Origin of the sequence: Pseudomonas sp. NPDC096950 (genome assembly GCF_044762525.1) — a bacterium.
Classification (GTDB): Bacteria; Pseudomonadota; Gammaproteobacteria; order Pseudomonadales; family Pseudomonadaceae; genus Aquipseudomonas.
Window position 1 is genome coordinate 70,191 of the sequence record NZ_JBIWEL010000024.1, and the last position, 21,590, is coordinate 91,780.

Consider the following 21,590-nt stretch of genomic DNA (forward strand, 5'->3'; position numbering starts at 1 on the left):
TCATGGGTATTGATCTTCCGCTGATCTGGGCCGTGATCATCATCTTCGGCATCATGATGTACGTGGTCATGGACGGCTTCGACCTGGGCATCGGGATTCTCTTCCCGTTCATCCCGGGCAAGACCGACCGTGACGTCATGATGAACACCGTCGCACCGGTGTGGGACGGCAACGAAACCTGGCTGGTTCTGGGCGGCGCGGCTTTGTTTGGCGCGTTCCCGCTGGCCTATTCGGTGGTGCTGTCGGCGTTGTACCTGCCGCTGATTTTCATGCTGATCGGGCTGATCTTCCGTGGCGTGGCGTTCGAGTTCCGCTTCAAGGCCAAGGACGACAAGCGCCATCTGTGGGACAAGGCGTTCATCGGTGGCTCGGTGGCCGCGACCTTCTTCCAGGGCGTAGCGCTGGGGGCGTTTATCGATGGGTTGCCGGTGGTCAACCGACAATTTGCCGGTGGCTCACTGGACTGGCTGACGCCGTTCACGCTGTTCTGCGGCGTGGCGCTGGTGGTGGCTTACGCACTGCTCGGTTGCACCTGGCTCATCATGAAGACCGAAGGCAAGTTGCAGGAGCAAATGCACGACCTGGCGCGGCCCTTGGCGTTCGTGGTGTTGGCAGTGATTGGTATCGTCAGCATCTGGACCCCGCTGGCCCATGCCGAGATCGCGGCGCGCTGGTTTACCTTGCCTAATCTGTTCTGGTTCCTGCCAGTGCCGATCCTGGTGCTGGTGACCATGTACGGTCTGATCCGCGCCGTGGCCCGCAACGCAAACTACACGCCGTTCCTGCTGACCCTGGTGCTGATCTTCCTCGGCTACAGCGGTTTGGGTATCAGCCTGTGGCCGAACATCGTGCCGCCGTCGATCTCGATCTGGGACGCCGCCGCACCGCCGCAAAGCCAGGGCTTCATGCTGGTGGGCACGCTGTTCATCATCCCGTTCATCCTGGGCTACACCTTCTGGAGCTACTACGTGTTCCGCGGCAAGGTCACCCATGAAGACGGTTACCACTAGTAGGAGCGAAGCTTGCTCGCGAAGGCGTCATCACAGACGCCATCACCTTCAAGAGAGGATTGAGAACATGTCCACCAAACCCTCCCTGCACGACATCGAACAGGCCGAAAAAAAGCCGCTGTGGCAGCGGCTCGGATGGCTGGTGATGATTTGGACCGGCAGCGTCGTAGCCCTGTTTATCGTGGCGAGCCTGATGCGCATGTTCATGAACGCCGCAGGCCTGACCACCCACTGAAACACTGAGATTCCCATCCCGATGCCTTGTGGCACGGCCTCAAACCCTCCTTACGGAGGGTTTTTTTTGTCCGGGTTATTTGCGCGCCTTGAGAATCACGAACTTCGGCGTGGACGCCACTTGCTCGACGCCGCGGAACAACCGCGCCAACTTGCTGTGATAACCCAGATGACGGTTGCCGACGATGTACAACGCACCGCCGACCACCAGTGCCTCGCGAGCCTGCTGGAACATGCGCCAGGCGAGAAAGTCACCGACCACTTGCTGCTGGTGAAACGGCGGGTTGCACAGAACCACGTCCAGAGATTGCGGTTCCTGACCGGCCAGGCCATCACCGGCGCGTACGATCACGTCCCGTTCACCCAGCGCTGCGCGCCAGTTTTCGCGGGCCGATTGCACCGCCATGAAGGACTCGTCCACCAGCGTGTAATTCGCTTCAGGGTTTTGCAGGGCGCTGGCGATGGCCAGTACGCCGTTGCCGCAACCGAGGTCGGCCACCCGCGCCGCGCCAAGGTTTTTCGGCAGATGCGGCAGGAACGCCCGGGTGCCGATATCCAGCCCTTCGCGGCAGAACACGTTGGCGTGGTTGAGCAGTTCGATGGCGGGTTCGTCGAGCAGATAGCGGGACGGGTAGGGCGAGGCGGCCGGCGCTTTCGTTTCAGGGGTGGCGATCAGCAACCGCGCCTTCTTCACCGCCAACGAGGCTTGCACCGGGCCGATGTAGCGTTCCAGCAGATCCCCGGCGGCGCGGGGCAAGTGCTTGACCATCGCCGCCGCAATCACCTGGGCACCCGGCGCCAGTTGGCCTTGCAGGCGAATCAATTGTTCTTCGAGCAAGGCGAGGGTCTTCGGCACCCGGATCAACACCCGGTCGAACGGCCCGGTGAACATTTCACTGGCCGGCACGCTCGGCACTGCGTCGAACGCCAGGCCATTGCGGATCAGATTCTTTTCCAGCCCTTGAAAGGCCAGGAACGAGTCGCCACTGCTGGTGACCCGGACCTTGCCCGCCAGGCTCGCGGCCAATGCGCCAAAACTGTCGTTGAGTACCAGCACCCGAGTCTCCGCCGCCGGTTGTTGCCCAGCCAGATGATTGAGCAGGTATTCGTCGGCGGCATCGAAGGCTTGCAGCGGTTCGTTCTGCTGTTCGGGCTGGCGGATCAGGTCGAGTTGGGCGAAAGGTGTTTCAAGCAAGGGCATGGGGCGGGGGCTCTGGATAATCAACGGGTGTCCCGCGGCCCAGGGGCGATGTAGCGGGCGGAACCGACCGAGTGGACTGCGGCGTGAAGTTTCACGTCAACACTCAGGAAGGATCGTAAATGGTACGTTTTTTTCCAGTGGATTACCCGCAGGTTTTCCGCGAGTCCAGCGGTTTTACAAGACGCCGACCCTGACCGCCTTAATGACGGCAGCAGTCTTGTTACAGACCCCCAGCTTCTCGATGGCCCGGTGCACATGGAAATTCACCGTGCGCTCGCTCAGGTTGAGAATCCTCGAAATCTCGTACGCGGTCTTGCCATCGGCCGACAGTTTCAATACCTCGATTTCCCGGGGGGATAAATGCGGTGTGCTGGGTTTCGGCGCTCTTTTGGGCAGATGCTGGGCGGCCAGAGCGTGCAGATGACGACTGATAAACACCGTGAAGCCAAGGTTTTCGTACAGTTCATAAGCGGTGATCGGGCAGTGGCTTCTGGCCAGGCTCAGAATGCTGTACAGACCGCTTTCCTCATCATGGAACGATTGCGACCATCCGTGCTGCAGTCCTTGTTCTTTCAAGGCTTGCCACAACCAGGGCGCTTGGCTGAAGACATCTTCAGTCCACAGAATCGGCAGCATGGATTGATTGCAGTGAGCCACTATTGGGTCTATTGCACTAAATTCATTTTGTTCATATTGGGTGTTCCAGTCTTGGGGGAAGTTGTTTCGATTAAGGGTGTAGTCGTGGGCCCCAAGGGTTTTAGAAGTAATTGAAAATGCACAGAATTTAAAACCGAGATTTTTAATGAAGTTCAGTGAGATCTGGTAGGCGACGTCGATTTCGTTAGCATAAGACAGTTGTGTTAACTGCGACTCCTTCCATATTTCCATTTTTTATTTCTCCACCTGCGTGTTCCTCTGGGGTGCTCGTTGGATCCAAGACCCGGCACGCCACGAGTGTAGGGCTATTCCTACTTAGGCGCTCGGATTTTTTTGATATTGATAAAGCCGGCAAATGCATAACTGGTTCTTAGTACAATTAATAGGGCGTGAGGCTTGAGGTTGAAACTGTCATATATCGAACGATATGCATGCTGGCACATTAATGCTGTTTATTTGATGTTGTTTATTTAATGTTTATTTAATGCTGAATAGGAGTTATTCGCTAAAGCCACTACAAACTACCGGTGTTTAAGTCGTCTGCTTTGCGGGACACTGGCCTCACCTGTCCGATGGAGTGCCCCATGACCGCCAGCGCAGAAAAATTCACGCGCCAGACCCTGCTCGACGTCCAGCCACTGACCCCGAGCCTGTTCACCCTGCGCACGACCCGGGACTCGGGTTTTCGTTTCCGCGCCGGACAGTTCGCTCGCCTGGGTGTGACCAAGCCGGATGGCAGCACGGTATGGCGCGCCTATTCCATGGTGTCGTCCCCTTATGACGAATTTCTCGAGTTCTTCTCCATCGTCGTGCCGGGCGGCGAGTTCACCAGTGAGCTGAGTCGCCTGGAAGTCGGGGATACGTTGATGGTGGAGCGGCAGGCCACGGGCTACCTGACCCTGGATCGGTTCGTCGATGGTCGTGATCTCTGGTTGTTATCCACAGGCACCGGGGTGGCACCGTTCCTGTCGATCCTGCAGGATTTCGAAGTGTGGGAGAAATTCGAACGCATCATCCTGGTCTACAGCGCCCGCGAAGGCCGGGAACTGGCTTATCAGAAGCTGATCGCGGGGTTGGCCCGGCGTGACTACCTGGCGGAGCATGCGCACAAACTGCAATTCATCCCGACGGTCACCCGCGAGCAGGTGCCCGGCGTCTTGAATGGCCGGATCACCACCCTGATTGAAAATGGCGAGCTGGAGCGGGCGGCGGGGGTGGCGCTGACGCCCGAGCACTCGCGAGTGATGATTTGTGGCAACCCGCAGATGATCGATGACACGCGTAAATTGCTGAAGCTGCGCGATATGAACCTGAGCCTCAGCCGGCGACCCGGCCAGGTAGCGGTAGAAAACTATTGGTAATAAAAACGACGCCCCGAAGGCGCCGTTTTTTCCATCGCTACACAGCCTTCAAGAAGGCCGGTCGTTCTGGGCCTTGAGCAGATCGCGGATCTCGCTCAGCAGCTCTTCTTCCTTGGTCGGCACCGGCGGCAGGGTCGGTGCGACGGCCTCTTCACGCTTCAGGCGGTTGATCGCCTTGACGCCCATGAAGATCGCGAACGCAACGATCACGAAGTCGATCAAGCTCTGGATGAACTTGCCGTACGCCAGCACCACCGCCGGGATGTCGCCATTGGCGGACTTGAGCGTAATAGCCAAGTCACTGAAATCCACCCCACCGATCAACAAGCCGATTGGCGGCATGACCACGTCGCCAACGAACGACGAGACGATCTTGCCGAACGCGGCGCCGATGATGATACCGACGGCCATATCGACCACATTGCCTTTGACCGCGAAGGCCTTGAACTCGTTAAGCACGCCCATAGGTTATTTCCTTGTTACAGATGAGGTTGGTGAACGCAGTGTAAATCAGCAAAACGCATCCTGCTCGACACAACTGCTTACATCGCTTGCCTGCTATCGACCTGCTCATCCGCAGAAAGTTTACAAAAGGCCATCATTCGCGCGCGGTTTACCCCCTCTAGGCCGGGCCTTCCAGCACCTTTTCGCTATCGCCCTGTTGTGGCATTTCTATTTAGGTTTTGGGCTGGCGGTCACTAGCCTCTGTCGAGCGCACCTGGATGCGCTTTATAAAATCAGAGGAAACTCCTATGACAACTTCCCTTGGCCTTGGGGCTTTTCCCCATCGCCGCGCCCTGGGCGTTTTGAGTGTCGGCCTGCTGTCCTTTTCCGTGAGCGCCGCCACGTTGACCCGCGATAACGGTGCTGCCGTCGGCGACAATCAGAACTCGCAAACCGCCGGCGCTACGGGCCCGGTGCTGCTGCAAGACGTGCAATTGATCCAGAAACTCCAGCGCTTCGACCGTGAACGGATTCCGGAGCGCGTGGTGCATGCACGGGGCACCGGCGCCCACGGTACGTTCACCGTGACCGACGATCTCAGCGATTTGACCAAGGCCAAAGTGTTCGCCGGTGGCCAGAGCACGCCAGTGTTTGTGCGCTTCTCGGCGGTGGTGCATGGCAACCACTCCCCGGAAACCTTGCGCGACCCCCGTGGTTTTGCCACCAAGTTCTACACTGCGGACGGCAACTGGGACCTGGTGGGCAACAATTTCCCGACCTTCTTCATCCGTGACGCGATCAAATTCCCGGACATGGTGCACGCCTTCAAACCGGACCCGCGTACCAACCTTGACGACGATTCCCGACGTTTCGATTTCTTTTCCCATGTGCCGGAAGCGACGCGCACATTAACCGAGTTGTATTCCAACTCCGGAACACCGGCCAGTTATCGGGAGATGGACGGTAATGGCGTTCACGCCTATAAGTTAGTGAATGCCGAAGGCGACGTTAGTTATGTGAAGTTTCATTGGAAGAGTTTGCAGGGTATTAGCAATCTTGATCCGCAGGCCGTTACCAAAGTTCAAGGTAAAGACTACAGTCATATGACGAATGACTTGGTGACTCACATAAATAAGGGCGACTTTCCGAAGTGGGACTTGTACATCCAGGTTCTAAAACTGCAAGATTTGTCGAAGTTTGATTTCGATCCTTTGGACGCAACCAAGATCTGGCCAGGTGTTCCTGAGCGAAAAGTTGGACAAATGGTGTTGAACCGTAATCCGGCCAATGTGTTCCAGGAAACCGAACAAGTTGCCATGGCTCCCGCCAATCTGGTTCCCGGTATTGAACCTTCGGAAGATCGTTTGTTACAGGGCCGCGTGTTCTCGTATGCCGATACGCAAATGTATCGCCTGGGGCCCAATGCCCTGCAATTGCCGATCAATGCGCCAAAGGTTGCGGTGAACAACGGTAATCAGGATGGCGCGATGAACAGCGGCGCCAGCAGCACCGGCGTGAATTACCAGCCAAGCCGTTTGCTGCCCCGTGAAGAGCCTGAAACCGCGCGCTACAGCCAGTCGGCGCTGTCGGGCAGCACCCAGCAGGCGAAGATACAGCGCGAGCAGAACTTCAAGCAGGCCGGCGATCTGTATCGCTCGTTCAGCCAGAAAGAACGCCAGGACCTGATCGACAGCTTTGGCGGCTCGCTCGCCACCACCGACGACGAGAGCAAGCACATCATGCTGTCGTTCCTTTATAAGGCCGACCCTGAGTACGGCACTGGCGTGACCAAGGTCGCCAAGGGTGACCTGGCCCGGGTCAAGGCACTGGCGGCCAAACTGGTCGACTGATCCCGTTTGCCTGAAACGCGGGGCCTCATTCGGGGCCCCGTCAGACCTAGGAGCCTGTCCATGCGTTTTTATCTATCCCTGTTTCTGGCGGCACTGTCGTTCAGCACGTTTGCCGCGCCGGCGGCCGATGTCGCAAAAGACCCCGCCGCGCTGAAAGCCCAATTGCAGGATTACTACTTCGATGCCGCCCGCCGTGGCGATGTGCCGATGCTCGACACGTTTATCGAGGCCGGTTATTCACTCGATACGAGAGACGACAAGGGCTACACCGCGCTGATTCTGGCGGCCTATCACGGCCAGAGTGCCGCCGTGGACCGTTTGCTCGCCGCTGGCGCCGATGCCTGCGCTCAGGATCAGCGTGGCAACACGGCGCTGATGGGCGCCATCTTCAAGGGCGAAGTGCAGATTGCCCGGACCTTGTTGGCCGCCAATTGCAGCCCCGATCAGCGTAACGGCGCCGGGCAGACGGCGGCGATGTACGCCGGGTTGTTCAACCGCGTGGAATTGCTGGATGCACTCAAGGCCAAGGGTGCCGACCTGAACGCCGAAGATCCGCTGGGCAATAGCGCCGCGCGTCTGGCCAGTGGCGAAATCCGCAACGCCGTGCCGCGCTGATCCCGCCCGGCTGCGCTATCATCGCGGTTTTTGCCGGGAGTTCAGATGGCCAAGGCCAAGCGCATGTACGGCTGCACCGAGTGCGGCTCAACCTTCCCCAAGTGGGCCGGCCAGTGCGGCGAGTGCGGGGCCTGGAACACGTTGACCGAAACCATGGTCGAGAGCGGCGGCGCTGCGGCGCCCAGCGGTCGTACCGGGTGGACCGGCCAGCAGGCACAGATCAAGACCTTGGCGGAAGTCAGCGTCGAAGAGATCCCACGTTTTTCCACAGCCTCCAGTGAACTCGACCGCGTGCTCGGCGGTGGGCTGGTGGACGGCTCGGTGGTATTGATCGGCGGTGATCCCGGCATCGGCAAATCAACCATTCTGTTGCAAACCTTGTGCAACCTCGCCAAGAGCATGCCGGCGTTGTACGTCACCGGCGAAGAGTCCCAGCAACAAGTGGCCATGCGCGCCCGGCGCCTCGGTTTGCCCCAGGACAAGCTGCGGGTGATGACCGAAACCTGCATCGAAACCATCATCGCCACCGCCAGGCAGGAAAAGCCCAAGGTCATGGTGATCGACTCGATCCAGACGATTTTTACCGAACAACTGCAATCAGCACCCGGCGGCGTGTCCCAGGTTCGCGAAAGTGCGGCGTTGCTGGTGCGTTATGCCAAGCAGAGCGGCACGGCGATTTTCCTGGTGGGCCACGTGACCAAGGAAGGCGCATTGGCCGGCCCGCGAGTGTTGGAACACATGGTCGACACCGTGCTGTATTTCGAGGGCGAGTCCGATGGGCGTCTACGTCTGCTGCGGGCGGTGAAAAACCGGTTCGGCGCGGTAAACGAACTCGGCGTGTTTGGCATGACCGACAAAGGCCTGAAAGAAGTCTCCAACCCTTCGGCGATTTTTCTCACGCGTGCCCAGGAAGAAGTCCCGGGCAGTGTGGTCATGGCCACGTGGGAAGGTACCCGGCCGATGCTGGTTGAAGTGCAGGCGCTGGTGGATGACAGCCATTTGGCCAACCCGCGTCGGGTCACGTTGGGGCTGGATCAAAACCGCTTGGCCATGCTGCTGGCGGTGCTGCATCGCCATGGTGGCATTCCGACCCACGATCAGGACGTGTTCCTCAACGTGGTCGGCGGGGTCAAGGTGTTGGAAACCGCTTCCGACCTGGCGCTGATGGCGGCGGTGATGTCCAGCCTGCGCAACCGGCCGCTGCCCCATGATCTGTTGGTGTTTGGCGAAGTCGGGTTGTCGGGTGAAGTACGTCCGGTGCCGAGCGGCCAGGAACGCCTGAAAGAAGCGGCCAAGCACGGCTTCAAGCGCGCCATCGTGCCCAAGGGCAACGCGCCGAAAGAAGCGCCGCCGGGGTTGCAGATTATTGCGGTGACGCGCCTGGAACAGGCGCTCGACGCATTATTCGATTAACCACCGAACCCCTGTGGGAGCGGGCTTGCTCGCGAATGCGGTGTATCAGTAGACATGCATGTTGAATGACACACCGCATTCGCGAGCAAGCCCGCTCCCACATTGATATGGGGCGGGGCTTCAGACTTCGATCAACGCACCCAACTCGCGCTCCAGTTCCTCTGGATCGCCCAGGTTGAATTCGATCAATCGCCGCAGGCGCTCGATGGATTCCAGGCTGATGTGTTTGCAGACGAACCCGAGCTGGCCATGGTCATCGTGGGTCAACATCACGTCCATCTTGATCTCGACGTCGGCGTTCAGATGAATGTCGACCAGGAAATGCCAGTCCGGATTACCCAGCCAGAGCTCGGGCTTCTCGATCAGCAGGCCCTTGAGCGACAGGTCGATCAGCTTCACCGGCCAGGTGAATTCCCCCTGGCTCAGCTCGGTTCGGGCATCGAACGCAATACGTTTGAAGCGGCGGCGATCGGCAGGGTGCTCGCTCATGGCGCAATCCTCGTGAAGGTTCGCTGACTATAGACCTGCATCGCCGAAGGCTGCCAGCACAGTGATGGCGCTCGACCAATGTCGAACTATGGTCTTTGTCGCCAGTAGAGCTAAACTCGAAGTGGCTGTCTTTCTTGTCCACCCTGGCTGGAATAATAAAATGAAAAATAATAATAGCCTGCTACGCCATCTACCCTGGCTGCTGTTGGCAGTCGTAGGCGCGTTCGCACTGGGCGTAGTGGCATTGCGTCGAGGCGAGGCGATCAACGCCTTGTGGATTGTGGTCGCTGCCGTGGCCATCTATCTGGTCGCTTATCGTTACTACAGTCTGTTCATCGCCAACAATGTGATGCAACTCGATCCGCGCCGGGCCACCCCCGCCGTGCTCAACAATGATGGCCTGGACTACGTCCCGACCAACAAACACATCCTTTTCGGTCACCACTTCGCGGCCATTGCCGGCGCGGGGCCGTTGGTCGGTCCGGTATTGGCAGCGCAGATGGGTTACCTGCCCGGTACTCTGTGGCTGATTGCCGGCGTGGTGCTGGCGGGTGCGGTGCAGGACTTCATGGTCCTGTTCATGTCCACCCGCCGCAATGGCCGTTCCCTGGGCGACATGGTCCGGGAAGAAATGGGCCGCATCCCAGGGACTATCGCGCTGTTTGGCTGCTTCCTGATCATGATCATCATCCTCGCGGTGCTGGCGCTGATCGTGGTGAAAGCCCTGGCCGAGAGCCCGTGGGGCATTTTCACGGTGATGGCGACCATCCCGATCGCGATGTTCATGGGCATTTACATGCGCTACATCCGCCCGGGCCGCATCGGTGAAATTTCCGTGGTTGGCGTGTTGCTGCTGCTGGGTTCGATCTGGCTGGGCGGGCAGATTGCCGCCGATCCGGTGTGGGCCAAGGCGTTCAGCTTCACTGGCGTGCAGATTACCTGGATGCTGGTCGGTTACGGTTTCGTGGCCGCCTCGTTACCGGTGTGGCTGATTCTGGCGCCGCGCGACTACCTCTCCACGTTCCTGAAAATCGGCACCATCATTGCCTTGGCAATCGGCATTCTGGTCACCATGCCCGAGCTGAAAATGCCGGCCCTGACCCAGTTCATCGACGGCACCGGCCCGGTGTGGAAGGGCGGGTTGTTCCCGTTCCTGTTCATCACCATCGCCTGTGGCGCAGTGTCCGGTTTCCACGCGCTGATTTCTTCCGGCACCACGCCGAAGCTGCTGGATAACGAAGTCAATTCCCGCTACATCGGCTACGGCGCGATGTTGATGGAATCCTTCGTTGCCATCATGGCGATGGTTGCCGCCTCGGTGATCGAGCCAGGCGTGTACTTCGCCATGAACAGCCCGGCCGCGGTGGTCGGTGGTGACGTGATGGCCGTGGCGCAAACCGTCAGCAGTTGGGGTTTTGCAATTACTCCGGAAGCCCTGCAAGCGGTGGCCCACGACATTGGTGAAACCACCATTCTTGCCCGCGCTGGCGGTGCACCGACCCTGGCGGTCGGTATCGCGCAGATCCTGCACAGCGTGCTGCCGGGCGAAAACACCATGGCGTTCTGGTACCACTTCGCGATCCTGTTCGAAGCGCTATTTATCCTGACCGCCGTCGATGCGGGTACCCGTGCCGGGCGCTTCATGCTTCAGGACTTGCTCGGCTCCTTCGTGCCATCGCTGAAACGCACCGAGTCCTGGACCGCCAACCTGATTGCCACCGCCGGTTGTGTGGCGATGTGGGGATGGTTGCTGTACCAAGGCGTGATCGACCCGTTGGGCGGCATCAACACCTTGTGGCCGCTGTTCGGCATCTCCAACCAGATGCTCGCCGGCATCGCGCTGATGCTTGCGACCGTCGTGCTGATCAAAATGAAACGCCAACGCTACATCTGGGTGACCCTGATGCCGGCGGCGTGGTTGTTGATCTGCACCACCACCGCCGGTTTCATCAAGCTGTTCGACGCCAACCCGGCGATCGGCTTCCTGTCGCTTGCGAAAAAATACAGCGATGCCCTGGCCAACGGCCAGATCCTCGCCCCGGCCAAGGACATTACGCAGATGCAGCACGTGATCTTCAACGCCTACACCAACGCAACGCTGACCGCGCTGTTCCTGTTCGTGGTATTCAGCATCCTGTTCTATGCGCTCAAGGTCGGTATCTCGGCCTGGGGCAGCAAGGAACGTACGGATAAAGAAGCACCGTTCCAGGCTGTGCCGGACGCGTAACCGAGGATTGCAAAGATGTTCAATGACCTGAGTCGCCTCGGTAAATACCTCGGTCAGGCCGCGCGCCTGATGGTCGGCATGCCCGACTACGACAACTACGTCGAGCACATGCAAACCAAACACCCGGACAAACCGGTGATGAGCTATGAGATGTTCTTTCGGGAACGTCAGGAAGCGCGTTACGGTGGCAAGGGTGGGCCGAAGTGTTGCTGATTTATTGTCACTGATGTAACGCATCACCCTGTGGGAGCGAGCCTGCTCGCGAAGGCAATCTGTCAGTCGACACTGTTGGTGACTGACACACCGCTTTCGCGAGCAGGCTCGCTCCCACATTTGTTTTTGTGTTTGTCTTTAATTTTGTGAAACAGGAGATTCCAGTTGTCCTCTCCCATCCCGGTAACGATCCTCAGCGGCTTCCTCGGCGCGGGTAAAACCACGCTGTTGCGCCATCTGCTCAAAGCCGAGCACGGCCTGAAAATCGCCGTGATCGAAAACGAATTCAGCGACGCCGGCATCGACACCCAATTGTTGGGCGACGAGCCGGTGCAAGTGATGACGCTGTCCAACGGCTGCGTCTGCTGCACCATTCATACCGACCTGACCAAAGCCCTGTACCTGCTGCTCGAACGCCTGGACAGCGGCGAAATCGCCTTCGACCGCCTGGTGATCGAATGCACCGGTCTGGCCGACCCGGCACCGGTGGCGCAAACCTTTTTCATCGATGAAGAACTGCGCGAGCGTTACATTCTCGACGGCATCATCACCCTGGTGGACGCCGCCCACGCCGAGACGCACCTCACCCAAACCATCGCCCAGGCGCAGATCGGTTTTGCCGATCGCTTGCTGGTGAGCAAACGGGACCTGGTGGACGAACCGACCTTCACCGCCCTCAGCGAACGCCTGACGCGCATCAACCGCCGGGCGCCGATCCGCGTGGTCGAGCACGGCAAGATCGACCTGGCGGAACTGCTCGATGTGCGCGGTTTCAACCTCAACGCCGACCTGGGTGGTGGCGTGAGTTTGCGGCCGGTGAGCAAGGCCCCGTCCATTGATCGCATTTCCAGCCTGGTGCTGCGCACCGACAAACCGCTGGATCTCGACAAGCTCAGCGAGTTCATGAACGAATTGCTGGAAGACCATGGCAAGCAACTGCTGCGCTACAAAGGTGTGTTGAACATCGTCGGCGAGCCGCGGCGCATGGTGTTTCAGGGCGTACTGAAATTGTACGGTTTCGATTGGGACACCGAATGGGCCGAGGGCGAGGCGCGGGAAAGTGTGATCGTGTTTATTGCGGATGATTTGCCGGAAGAGAAGATTCGGGCGGGGTTTGAGCGGGTGGCTGCAAGCTGAAGTATTTTCGCTGTCTGTGCTGGCCTCTTCGCGAGCAAGCCCGCTCCCACATTTGGAATGCATCCCCCTGTGGGAGCGGGCTTGCTCGCGAAGACGATCTAACCGGCAACACGATTTCGACTGATTGACGGCTCAGCGTTCAGCAACATGTCTTCCAGATAATCCAGATGCCGACTCAGTAAGGCCACCGCCGCAACGGGATCCCGACGCTCCACAGCCTCCAGAATCCCCAGATGCACCTGCCACACGCAATAGTCCTCCAACTGCGCGTCAAACTGCGCAATCGCCAACGACGTCAGCGGCACCAGGCTACAGAGAAAATGCGCCAACGGTGCATTCCCGGCCATTTCCGCCAGGCGCAAATGAAATTCACCGGATAACCGAATGGACGGACCGTGCGCAATGCAGTGGCGCTCGCTTTCAATCAGGGCCCGCAGCGGTTGCAAATCTTGTGGCTGGTGTTGCTGGCAGGCCAGTCGCACCAGCGTGATTTCGGCCAGGCGCCGGGCATGCAGCGTTTGCCGGGTTTGCTCGTGATCGAGGGCGGCGACACGGGGGCGGTGGTTGGTGCGAAGGACGATGATTTGCTGATGGGACAAGCGCGTCAGTACATCGCGAACGTCACTGCGCCGGGCACTGAACATTTGCGCCAGGCTTTCTTCGGTAAAGCGACTGGCCGCATCGATGCGCTGTTCGAGAATGGCGTCGAAGATCCGCGAATAGAGATCATCCGCCCGTGGGGGGAAGGGCAGGGCGCCGAGTGTCTGCGGTGAGGCGAAGCTGTTCATGGCCTGTCTCCAGTTCGGATGGGTTCAACTGCCGAGGTGGTCGTCCGGAATGTTCAATTCGATGCCCATGCGCTGGCCTTCGCGCAGGATGTGCCGACGCATTTCGGCGCTGGCCTGGGCGCTGTTCTTGCTGCGGATGGCGCGCACCACGGCTTCGTTTTCTTCAAGGCGTTCGGCCAGATGTTCCGGCGAATTGCGCAGCACTTCGGCGCTTTGCTTGAGGGCGTTGCTGGTCTGTTGCACCACGCTCTGGAAAATCGGGTTCGAGGTCAGGGTGAACAGTTCTTCGTGGAACGCAATGTAGGCGTTGACCCCGGCTTCTGCGTCATTGGCTTCCAGGGCTTCGCGCATGTCCATCAGGGTCAGGCGCAGTTGTCCGACTTCCTTGCTGCTGATCGATTGCGCCACCAGCCCGACAATGAACGGCTCCAGGGTGTAGCGCAGTTGCAGCACGTCTTCCAGGCTCGCACCGGCGACTGCGCTGTCGTGGTGTTGGCTGTCGCTGAGGCTGGCCTCCAGCACCACCACGCCTTTGCCCGGCATCGAGCGCACCAGCCCGAGGGTTTCCAGCACGATCACTGCTTCACGCAGGCTCGGGCGGCTGATGCCCAGTTGTTCGGCCAGTTCACGCTGGCCCGGCAGCATGTCGCCGGAACGCCACTGACCCCGGGCCAGCGCGGCCCGAAGTTTTTCTACGACTGAATTGACGACCGTTGAGGTGGTAATCACTGTTGGCTCCATGGGTAATGGCAGGGGAGCTTGCCCGGAGGCAGGCTCCCGCATGATTCAAAATTCCTGTTGATGCGCCGGCGCGACCGGTTTTCTCGGCTGGAAGGTATAACCCTGCTGCCCGGAAAGCACCTTGTTTGCACGCTGGATATCGATGTCTTTTTCCCAGCGGGCAATGGCCACGGTGGCGACGCAGTTGCCGATCAGGTTGGTCAGCGCCCGGCCGATGCCCATGAACCAGTCCACCGCCAGTACCAGCACCAGCCCGACCACCGGTATCGCCGGAATCGCGGTCAGCGTTGCCGCCAGAATCACCAGCGCCGAGCCGGGGATGCCGTGGGCACCTTTGGAGGTGATCAGCGACACCAACAGAATCGTCAGCAAGTCGGTCATGGCCAGCGGCGTGCCGGTGGCGTTGGCGATGAAGACAATGGCCAGGGTCAGGTAGATCGAGAAACCGTCGAGGTTGAACGAGTACCCGGTTGGAATCACCAGCCCGACCGTCGAACTGCCGATGCCCAGGTGCTCAAGCTTGCGCATGATCTGCGGCAGCACGGCGTCGGAAGAGGCGGTGCCCATGACGATCAGCAATTCTTCGCGCAGGTACTTGAGCAACGGCCACATCCGCAGGCCGGACAGGCGCATCACCAGACCGAGAATCAACGACACGAACGCGGCGCAGGTCAGGTAGAACAAACCGACCAGACTGCCCAAGTGTTGCAGGGAATCCAGGCCATATTTGCTGGTGGTGAAGGCGATGGCGCCGAACACGCCAATCGGCGCCAGGCGCACGATCATGCCCATGATGCGGAAGATCACGTGGCTGAGTTCGTTGATCAGCCGGGAAATACCCGAGGCCGCTTCACCGACCAGATTCAACGCGCTGCCGAACAGCACCGAGAACAGCAGCACTTGCAGGATGTTGTTGTCCGCGAAAGCGCCGATCACCGAGGTCGGGATCAGGTCCATCAGGAATTGCGTGGTGGTGTGCATCTGCTGGCCACGCTGAGCCAGATCGCCCATGTCGGCCTTGGCCAACTGGTCCAGATGAATGTTCGCGCCGCTGCCAATCCCGGTGCTGAACGCGAACACCAGGCCGATCACCAGGGCGATGGTGGTCAGCACTTCAAAGTAGATCACCGACTTGAGGCCGATGCGCCCGACTTTCTTCAAGTCGCCGGCACCGCTGATGCCGCTGACCACCACGCAGAACACGATGAGGCCGATGAGCATCTTGATCAGTTTGATGAAGCCGTCGCCCAGGGGTTTGAGCTGTGCGGAGTATTCGGGAAGGGTCAGCCCGCAGACGATGCCGAGCACCAGTCCGAGAACCACTTGGAGGAAGATTGAACGCGAGCACCATCTGAGCATGGGAGGAATCCTGGTCGGTGTCCTGGCTGCCGTGCGCTTGAACGCATCAGATTCAGGACTTAATTATTGTGGTCTTACCGGTATGTCCAGTGCAGGCGCAGTCTACGCTCGGTTTTTTCTCGATGACAAGTGAAAATAGCAAAATTGGCATGACCGGTCTGACCAGTGGCCAGATCTGCGTAGGAGCGGCAGGCGAAAAAAAACCGGCCATCACTGACCGGTTTTTTTATCGCTGGGATTTAGCGGTGCAACTAAGCGCCGTATACCGGCAGCTTCTTGCAGATGGCCTTGACCTTCTCACGAACGGCGTCGATCACTGCTTCGTTGTTCAGGTCAGCCAGGATGTCGCAGATCCAGCCGGCCAGCTCTTTGCACTCGGCTTCCTTGAAGCCACGAGTGGTCACGGCTGGAGTACCGAAACGCAGACCGGAGGTCACGAACGGGGAGCGTGGATCGTTTGGCACGGAGTTCTTGTTCACGGTGATGAAAGCCTTGCCCAGAGCGGCGTCGGCGTCTTTACCGGAGATTTCCTGCTTGATCAGCGACAGCAGGAACAGGTGGTTTTCAGTACCGCCGGAAACCACGTCGAAACCGCGCTCGATGAACACGCCGGCCATGGCCTTGGCGTTCTTCACCACTTGTTGCTGGTAAGTCTTGAACTCAGGTTGCAGCGCTTCCTTGAAGCAGATTGCCTTGGCGGCGATCACGTGCTCCAGTGGGCCACCCTGGGCGCCCGGGAATACGGCGGAGTTCAGCTTCTTCTCGATGTCGGCGTTGGCGCGAGCCAGGATCAGGCCGCCACGTGGACCGCGCAGGGTCTTGTGCGTGGTGGTGGTCACGACGTCAGCGAAAGGCACCGGGTTCGGGTAGACGCCAGCGGCGACCAGACCGGCCACGTGGGCCATGTCAACGAACAGGTAGGCGCCGACTTTGTCAGCGATTTCGCGGAAACGCGGGAAGTCGAGGATCTGCGAGTAGGCAGAGAAACCGGCCACGATCATTTTCGGCTTGTGCTCGACCGCCAGGCGCTCGACTTCGTCGTAGTCCATCAGGCCGTTGGCATCGATACCGTACTGGACGGCGTTGTACAGCTTGCCGGAGGACGAAACGCTGGCGCCGTGGGTCAGGTGACCGCCGTGGGCCAGGCTCATGCCCAGGATGGTGTCGCCCGCTTGCAGCAGGGCCAGGTAAACGGCGCTGTTGGCTTGGGAGCCAGCGTGCGGTTGAACGTTGGCGTAATCGGCGCCGAACAGTTCCTTGGCGCGGTCGATGGCCAGTTGCTCAACCACGTCGACGAACTCGCAACCACCGTAGTAGCGCTTGCCCGGGTAGCCTTCGGCGTACTTGTTGGTCAGAACCGAGCCTTGAGCTTCCATCACCGCAGGGCTGGTGTAGTTTTCCGAAGCGATCAGCTCAATGTGTTCTTCCTGGCGCTGAGCTTCTTGCTCCATGGCGGCAAAGAGATCGGCGTCGTACTTGGCAATAGTCAAATCACGGCTGAACATGGCGGTCCTCAAGGATCGGGGCAGAAAAGGGGGGCATTCTAACCCAATGGGTTTTAGATGGCATATGAAAGGACATCATGTCGCAGACAAGTGGGCTTCATGAGGGGATCAGCGGTGATCGTGCCGGCCTCTTCGCGAGCAAGCCCGCTCCACAGGGTGAATGCGTTTCAAAATGTGGGAGCGGGCTTGCTCGCGAAGGCGTCATCCGTCGCGCTACAAATCTCAGTCGAACATGAACAACGCATCATTACTGAACTGCGCTTCAAACCGGCTCGCCGGCATCGGCCGCCCGAACAGGTACCCCTGAACCTCGTCACATCCATGCTCACGCAGGAAGTCGAGTTGTTCGTGGGTTTCCACGCCCTCGGCGATTACCGCCAGGTTCAGGCTGTGAGCCATGGCGATGATCGCCCGGGCAATCTGCGCATCCTGTTCGCCCGACGGCAGTCCGTCGACGAAGGTGCGGTCGATTTTCAGCACGTCGATCGGGAATTGCTTGAGGTAGTTGAGCGATGAATAACCGGTGCCGAAGTCGTCGACCGCAATGCTCAGGCCCAGGTTTTTCAACCCGGCGAGAATCTGCATCGCTTCGCTGACTTCGCGCATCAGGATACTTTCAGTCAGTTCCAGCTCCAGGCACGCAGGCGGCAGGCCGGTGTCCTTGAGGATATTGGCGATGCGCGTGCCGAGCTGGCCATCGGAGAACTGCCGCGCCGAGATGTTCACCGAAACCTTCGGCACCCGCACCTTGGCCTGATGCCAGGTCTTGAGCTGACGGCAGGCTTCGCTGATCACCCAGTCGCCGACGTCCACCACCAAACCGAGCTCTTCGAGTACTGGAATGAAATCCCCCGGCGGCACCAGTCCGCGACGGGGATGACGCCAGCGCAGCAGGGCTTCGGCGCCGGTCAGGCGTTTGCCGTCGCCGCTGAACTGCGGTTGGTAATACAGCACGAATTCGTTCTGTTCCAGGGCATGGCGCAAGTCGCTTTCCAGCTCCAGGCGCTCGAGGGCGCTGGCGTTCATGTCAGCCTGATAGAACTGGAAGTTGTTCTTGCCGCGCTCCTTGGCGTGGTACATCGCGGTGTCGGCGTTTTTCATCAACTGGCTGAGTTCGTTGCCGTCCTGTGGGCTCAGGGCAATGCCGATACTGGCCGTGACAAAGAACTCGCGACCTTCCAGCACAAACGGTTTCACCAGGCTGGCGAGAATCTGTTCGGCGACGTGAATCGCCCGGTTCAGCGCCACTTCGCGGTTGATGCGCGGTTGCAGCAGCAACGTGAACTCATCGCCGCCCATGCGCGCCACGGTGTCGTCATCGTCGACGCAACCGAGCAGGCGCGTGGCCATTTCCTTGAGCATGCGGTCGCCGGCGGCGTGGCCCAGGGAGTCGTTGATCGGCTTGAAACGGTCGAGGTCGAGGAACATCAGCACCACCCACGACTTCTGCCGTTCCGCCGATTGCAGCGCGGTGTGCAAGCGATCCTGGAACAGCGTGCGGTTGGGCAGGTGGGTCAGGGCGTCGTAATAGGCCAGGCGATGGATTCGCTGTTCACTGGCCTTGCGCTCGCTGATGTCGCTGAAGAAGCACACGTAACTGGCAAGGTCGCCCTCGTCGTCGAGCACCGCCGTGATGCCGACCCACGCCGGGTAATGCTCGCCATTGCGCCGTTTGAGCCAGACCTCGCCTTCCCAGGTGCTGTGCTGATGCAATTGCTTGAGTACATAACGCAGGTGGGCTTCCTGTTGCTCGTCGACAGTGAGCATGTTCGGCAACTGGTCGAGGACCTGGGACACCGCATAACCGCTGACGCGACTGAACGCTTCGTTGGCCTGAACGATGTAGCCGGCCGGGTCAGTGATGAGGATCGCCGAGGTCGAGTGCTCGAATACCGTGGCCGCCATGCGCAGGTCTTTCTCGGCGCGGCGCTGCTGGCTGATGTCGCGACCGACCCCGAGCACGCCTTCGAAACCGCCATGTTCGTCCCAGACCAGCACCAGCCGCAGTTCGATCGGGATCTTGCGCCCGTCGGCCCGCAGGCAGTCGAACAGGAACAACTGGGTCTGCACCTGGCTGCGCAACAACGCCAGTTGATCGGGTTTATCCAGGGCTTTGCTGACCCGGTCCATCAAACCGTAGATGCCGTTCAGTTGTTGCGGGTTGGCGATGGTCGATTGCCAGCCGTTCTGGAAAATCCAGTCGACGTCATAACCCAGCACCGCTTGTACCGAAGGGCTGACGTAGTTGAGCGACAGCTTGTTGTCGGTGGAGAAAATCACGTCACTGATGCTTTCCGCGAGCATGCGGTAGCGCTGTTCGCTGTCACGCAGGGATTCGCTGGCCTCGATCTGCTCGGTAATGTCCTTGGCCACGCCGATGATCCGCGTGACCTGATCATGCTTGTCTCGCGCCAACGCCTGTTCGCGAATGTCGAAACGCCGCCATTCGCCATCGCGATGACGGAAGCGCAACTGGCATTGCAGCAATTGCGAAAACCCGGCCTGACGCTGGGTCTGGCGCGAGCGGTGGTAGTAGTCGGCGTCTTCGGGGTGCAGCAGGATTTCCCAGAAATACTCGCCCATCTGGTGCAGTTCGGTGCGGTTGTAGCCCAGCGTCTGCCCCAAGTGGTGGTTGCTGAAGATCATCCGCTGGCTGATCACGTCCTGCACATACAGGTGGTCCGGTACGGTACGCACCACGTCGGACCAAAAGCCTTCACGCTCCAGCAGTGACAGCTCAATGAGCTTGCGGCTGGTGATGTCGTTGATGCTAAGGATCACCGCTTTGTAGTCGTGTTGCTCTTCCGGCAGGCGCAGCACCAGCCACAGGTGCTGGTCGCGGTCATTGGTGTCCTGGAGTTTGATTTCCAGCTCAAGTTGTTTTTGCTGGTTGAGCACGGCTTCAAGGACTTGGTTGCCGATAGCGGTGCCATCCAGCGGGCAGCCGTCGATCAGCAGTTTCCAGGCCTGGTCGCAGGAATTGACGTTGAGCAGTTGCAGGGCGACCTGGTTGACCTCGGTGATGCGCAATTCTTGCAGCAGTTGCTGGCGTTGTTCCGGGACATCGAGCCAGGCTTTCAGTTGTTCACTGCTGTTGAGTTGGGCCTTGTCGAAAAAGCTTTTCAGCCCGGACAAGTCGAGCACGCAGAGCGCAACGCCGGTGCCTTCGAAAATGTCCTGATAGCGGCGACGTCCTTCATGCAACTGGCGCTGGCGCCGGCGCATGCTCAACAGCGCGATAAACGGCAGCAGGGAGAAGGCCAGGCCCAGCAAGCATTTGCCGATGAACGCAGGCAGCAGTTGTTCGAGCACCTGTTGACGGTCGAACAGCCCGCGCAGTTGCCAGTCGCTGCTGCTCAGGGGCACGGTCAGCACGCTGTTGGCCAGGTCATCGTCGCTCAGCGTGCCCTGGCGGGTGGCCGGCAGCGCTTCGTCACGGCTGATGATTTGATGGTTGAAGCGGTTTTCCACCAGCCACAGCGGACGGATACCGGTTTCGCCCTGTTTGGTCAGCGAGGAGAAAAACGTCGGGGTCAGGCGCAAGGCCCAATAGCCGCGAGTGCTGCCGCTGGCCTGATGCAGCAGCAAGTGCACCACCGAGCCATCGTCGGCGTTGCTGAAATAGTGGGCTTGGGCACGGCTGCGGCGCACCAGATCGCTGAGGTAATCGGCGTCCTGGCTGTCGGCGGCGCTGTCGCTGAGGATTTTGCCGGATGGGCTCAATAACGCGAGGCTGCGCAGGTCGGGCAGCGACTGCTGCAATTTGCGCAGCAGTGCCTGCTGTTCGTCGGCGGATTGCGGTTGCTCGACGATCGGTAGCAGGTTAAGGGCGATTTGCGCGTTGAGCGCCATGTTCAGGCTGACTTGCGAGGCCAGGTCGGCGGTGTAGTCGATGGTGTACTGGCGCTGGTTTTTCTGGGTTTCGCGCAGTTGATCCAGCAATTGCCAGAACAGCAGCGCGAGCAGCAACAGCACGAGTGTCGCCAGTGCGCCCTTCAGAGTTCCACGCAGGGGGGAGCCGAGCGCGGCAGCCGGTGCACGGTTGGAAAGAGGCGGCGTGACATTAGACAAACTGAAATCCTGCGGTTTGGCTGGACTGGCGCGACGTGCACTATAAGCCGGACGCCCGGAGGGCGGCTAGCATGCCTTGAGTTGTGGCTAAGTGCCAGCCCCTCGCGGCTGGACTGCCATCGGTCATTCAGGTAGCTTTGCCGGTTACGTGGGGGCGTTCCAGCTCCTAGAATCAGGTTTTTTCAGCGCGCGCGCATTGATGCTTATCAAGCGACGACGCGCACAGCCTGGCCGGGCCTTCGCCTGCGCTCCAATCATTCATCTGTCACTGACCC

Annotated in this window: 18 protein-coding genes; 9 read left to right on the top strand and 9 right to left on the bottom strand. The window is 59.6% G+C overall.

The window, feature by feature from the left end:
• The first annotated feature begins 2 nt into the window (after positions 1–2).
• Both cydB and ACIQY3_RS27765 read left to right on the top strand, forming a co-directional pair.
• Positions 3–1,010: a cytochrome d ubiquinol oxidase subunit II gene (gene cydB, locus ACIQY3_RS27760; protein WP_149628144.1), complete on the top strand. Its 1,008-nt coding sequence runs from the start codon at positions 3–5 to the stop codon at positions 1,008–1,010.
• A 67-nt stretch (positions 1,011–1,077) separates the two neighbouring features.
• The gene (locus ACIQY3_RS27765; protein ID WP_403026138.1) at positions 1,078–1,245 is read left to right on the top strand and encodes a DUF2474 domain-containing protein; all 168 of its coding nucleotides are present in this window, start codon (positions 1,078–1,080) and stop codon (positions 1,243–1,245) included.
• 75 nt (positions 1,246–1,320) lie between these two features.
• On the opposite strand, the gene ACIQY3_RS27770 is transcribed toward ACIQY3_RS27765, so the two are convergent.
• On the bottom strand, positions 1,321–2,445 hold the full coding sequence (locus ACIQY3_RS27770) for a methyltransferase (protein WP_403026140.1): 1,125 nt from the start codon (positions 2,443–2,445) through the stop codon (positions 1,321–1,323).
• A 174-nt stretch (positions 2,446–2,619) separates the two neighbouring features.
• Positions 2,620–3,333 carry an autoinducer binding domain-containing protein gene (locus ACIQY3_RS27775; protein WP_403026143.1) on the bottom strand — a complete coding sequence of 238 codons (714 nt, stop codon included), beginning with the start codon at positions 3,331–3,333 and terminating at the stop codon, positions 2,620–2,622.
• Positions 3,334–3,686: 353 nt separating this feature from the next.
• On the opposite strand from ACIQY3_RS27775, the gene ACIQY3_RS27780 reads away from it, so the two are divergent.
• Complete coding sequence (locus tag ACIQY3_RS27780; protein WP_403026145.1) at positions 3,687–4,463, top strand: ferredoxin--NADP reductase; 777 nt, start codon at positions 3,687–3,689, stop codon at positions 4,461–4,463.
• A gap of 48 nt (positions 4,464–4,511) precedes the next feature.
• Here the strand turns inward: ACIQY3_RS27780 and mscL are convergent, their stop codons facing one another.
• Positions 4,512–4,928 (bottom strand): large-conductance mechanosensitive channel protein MscL, encoded by a 417-nt coding sequence (gene mscL / locus ACIQY3_RS27785; protein ID WP_403026147.1) that lies wholly within the window; start codon positions 4,926–4,928, stop codon positions 4,512–4,514.
• Between the two features lie 287 nt (positions 4,929–5,215).
• Between mscL and ACIQY3_RS27790 the strand changes: the two genes are divergently transcribed.
• The 3 genes from ACIQY3_RS27790 to radA are packed head-to-tail and all read left to right on the top strand — an operon-like array spanning position 5,216 to position 8,785.
• The gene (locus ACIQY3_RS27790; protein WP_403026149.1) at positions 5,216–6,757 is read left to right on the top strand and encodes a catalase; all 1,542 of its coding nucleotides are present in this window, start codon (positions 5,216–5,218) and stop codon (positions 6,755–6,757) included.
• Positions 6,758–6,817: 60 nt separating this feature from the next.
• Entirely contained in the window at positions 6,818–7,372 is a 555-nt protein-coding gene (locus ACIQY3_RS27795) for an ankyrin repeat domain-containing protein (RefSeq protein ID WP_403026151.1), read from the top strand.
• 45 nt (positions 7,373–7,417) lie between these two features.
• Positions 7,418–8,785 (top strand): DNA repair protein RadA, encoded by a 1,368-nt coding sequence (radA, locus tag ACIQY3_RS27800; RefSeq protein WP_403026154.1) that lies wholly within the window; start codon positions 7,418–7,420, stop codon positions 8,783–8,785.
• 120 nt (positions 8,786–8,905) lie between these two features.
• Here the strand turns inward: radA and ACIQY3_RS27805 are convergent, their stop codons facing one another.
• Positions 8,906–9,274: a PilZ domain-containing protein gene (locus ACIQY3_RS27805; RefSeq protein WP_403026157.1), complete on the bottom strand. Its 369-nt coding sequence runs from the start codon at positions 9,272–9,274 to the stop codon at positions 8,906–8,908.
• A 160-nt stretch (positions 9,275–9,434) separates the two neighbouring features.
• Here ACIQY3_RS27805 and ACIQY3_RS27810 point away from each other — a divergent pair, with 160 nt between their 5' ends.
• From ACIQY3_RS27810 to yjiA, 3 genes are all read left to right on the top strand, one after another.
• Positions 9,435–11,501, top strand: a complete 2,067-nt coding sequence (locus ACIQY3_RS27810) for a carbon starvation CstA family protein (protein WP_403026160.1) — start codon at positions 9,435–9,437, stop codon at positions 11,499–11,501.
• 15 nt (positions 11,502–11,516) lie between these two features.
• The gene (locus tag ACIQY3_RS27815) at positions 11,517–11,714 is read left to right on the top strand and encodes a YbdD/YjiX family protein (protein WP_007895266.1); all 198 of its coding nucleotides are present in this window, start codon (positions 11,517–11,519) and stop codon (positions 11,712–11,714) included.
• 165 nt (positions 11,715–11,879) lie between these two features.
• Positions 11,880–12,851: a GTPase gene (gene yjiA, locus ACIQY3_RS27820; protein ID WP_403026164.1), complete on the top strand. Its 972-nt coding sequence runs from the start codon at positions 11,880–11,882 to the stop codon at positions 12,849–12,851.
• 98 nt (positions 12,852–12,949) lie between these two features.
• On the opposite strand, the gene ACIQY3_RS27825 is transcribed toward yjiA, so the two are convergent.
• The 5 genes from ACIQY3_RS27825 to ACIQY3_RS27845 all read right to left on the bottom strand — a co-directional run bounded on the left by ACIQY3_RS27825 (position 12,950) and on the right by ACIQY3_RS27845 (position 21,315).
• Complete coding sequence (locus ACIQY3_RS27825; RefSeq protein WP_403026167.1) at positions 12,950–13,639, bottom strand: GntR family transcriptional regulator; 690 nt, start codon at positions 13,637–13,639, stop codon at positions 12,950–12,952.
• Between the two features lie 24 nt (positions 13,640–13,663).
• On the bottom strand, positions 13,664–14,368 hold the full coding sequence (locus ACIQY3_RS27830; RefSeq protein WP_403026169.1) for a FadR/GntR family transcriptional regulator: 705 nt from the start codon (positions 14,366–14,368) through the stop codon (positions 13,664–13,666).
• 57 nt (positions 14,369–14,425) lie between these two features.
• The gene (locus ACIQY3_RS27835; RefSeq protein WP_403026171.1) at positions 14,426–15,739 is read right to left on the bottom strand and encodes a C4-dicarboxylate transporter DctA; all 1,314 of its coding nucleotides are present in this window, start codon (positions 15,737–15,739) and stop codon (positions 14,426–14,428) included.
• A gap of 251 nt (positions 15,740–15,990) precedes the next feature.
• Positions 15,991–17,244: a serine hydroxymethyltransferase gene (gene glyA / locus ACIQY3_RS27840; RefSeq protein WP_403026174.1), complete on the bottom strand. Its 1,254-nt coding sequence runs from the start codon at positions 17,242–17,244 to the stop codon at positions 15,991–15,993.
• Between the two features lie 222 nt (positions 17,245–17,466).
• Positions 17,467–21,315, bottom strand: a complete 3,849-nt coding sequence (locus ACIQY3_RS27845; RefSeq protein WP_403026178.1) for an EAL domain-containing protein — start codon at positions 21,313–21,315, stop codon at positions 17,467–17,469.
• Positions 21,316–21,590: the final 275 nt, after the last annotated feature.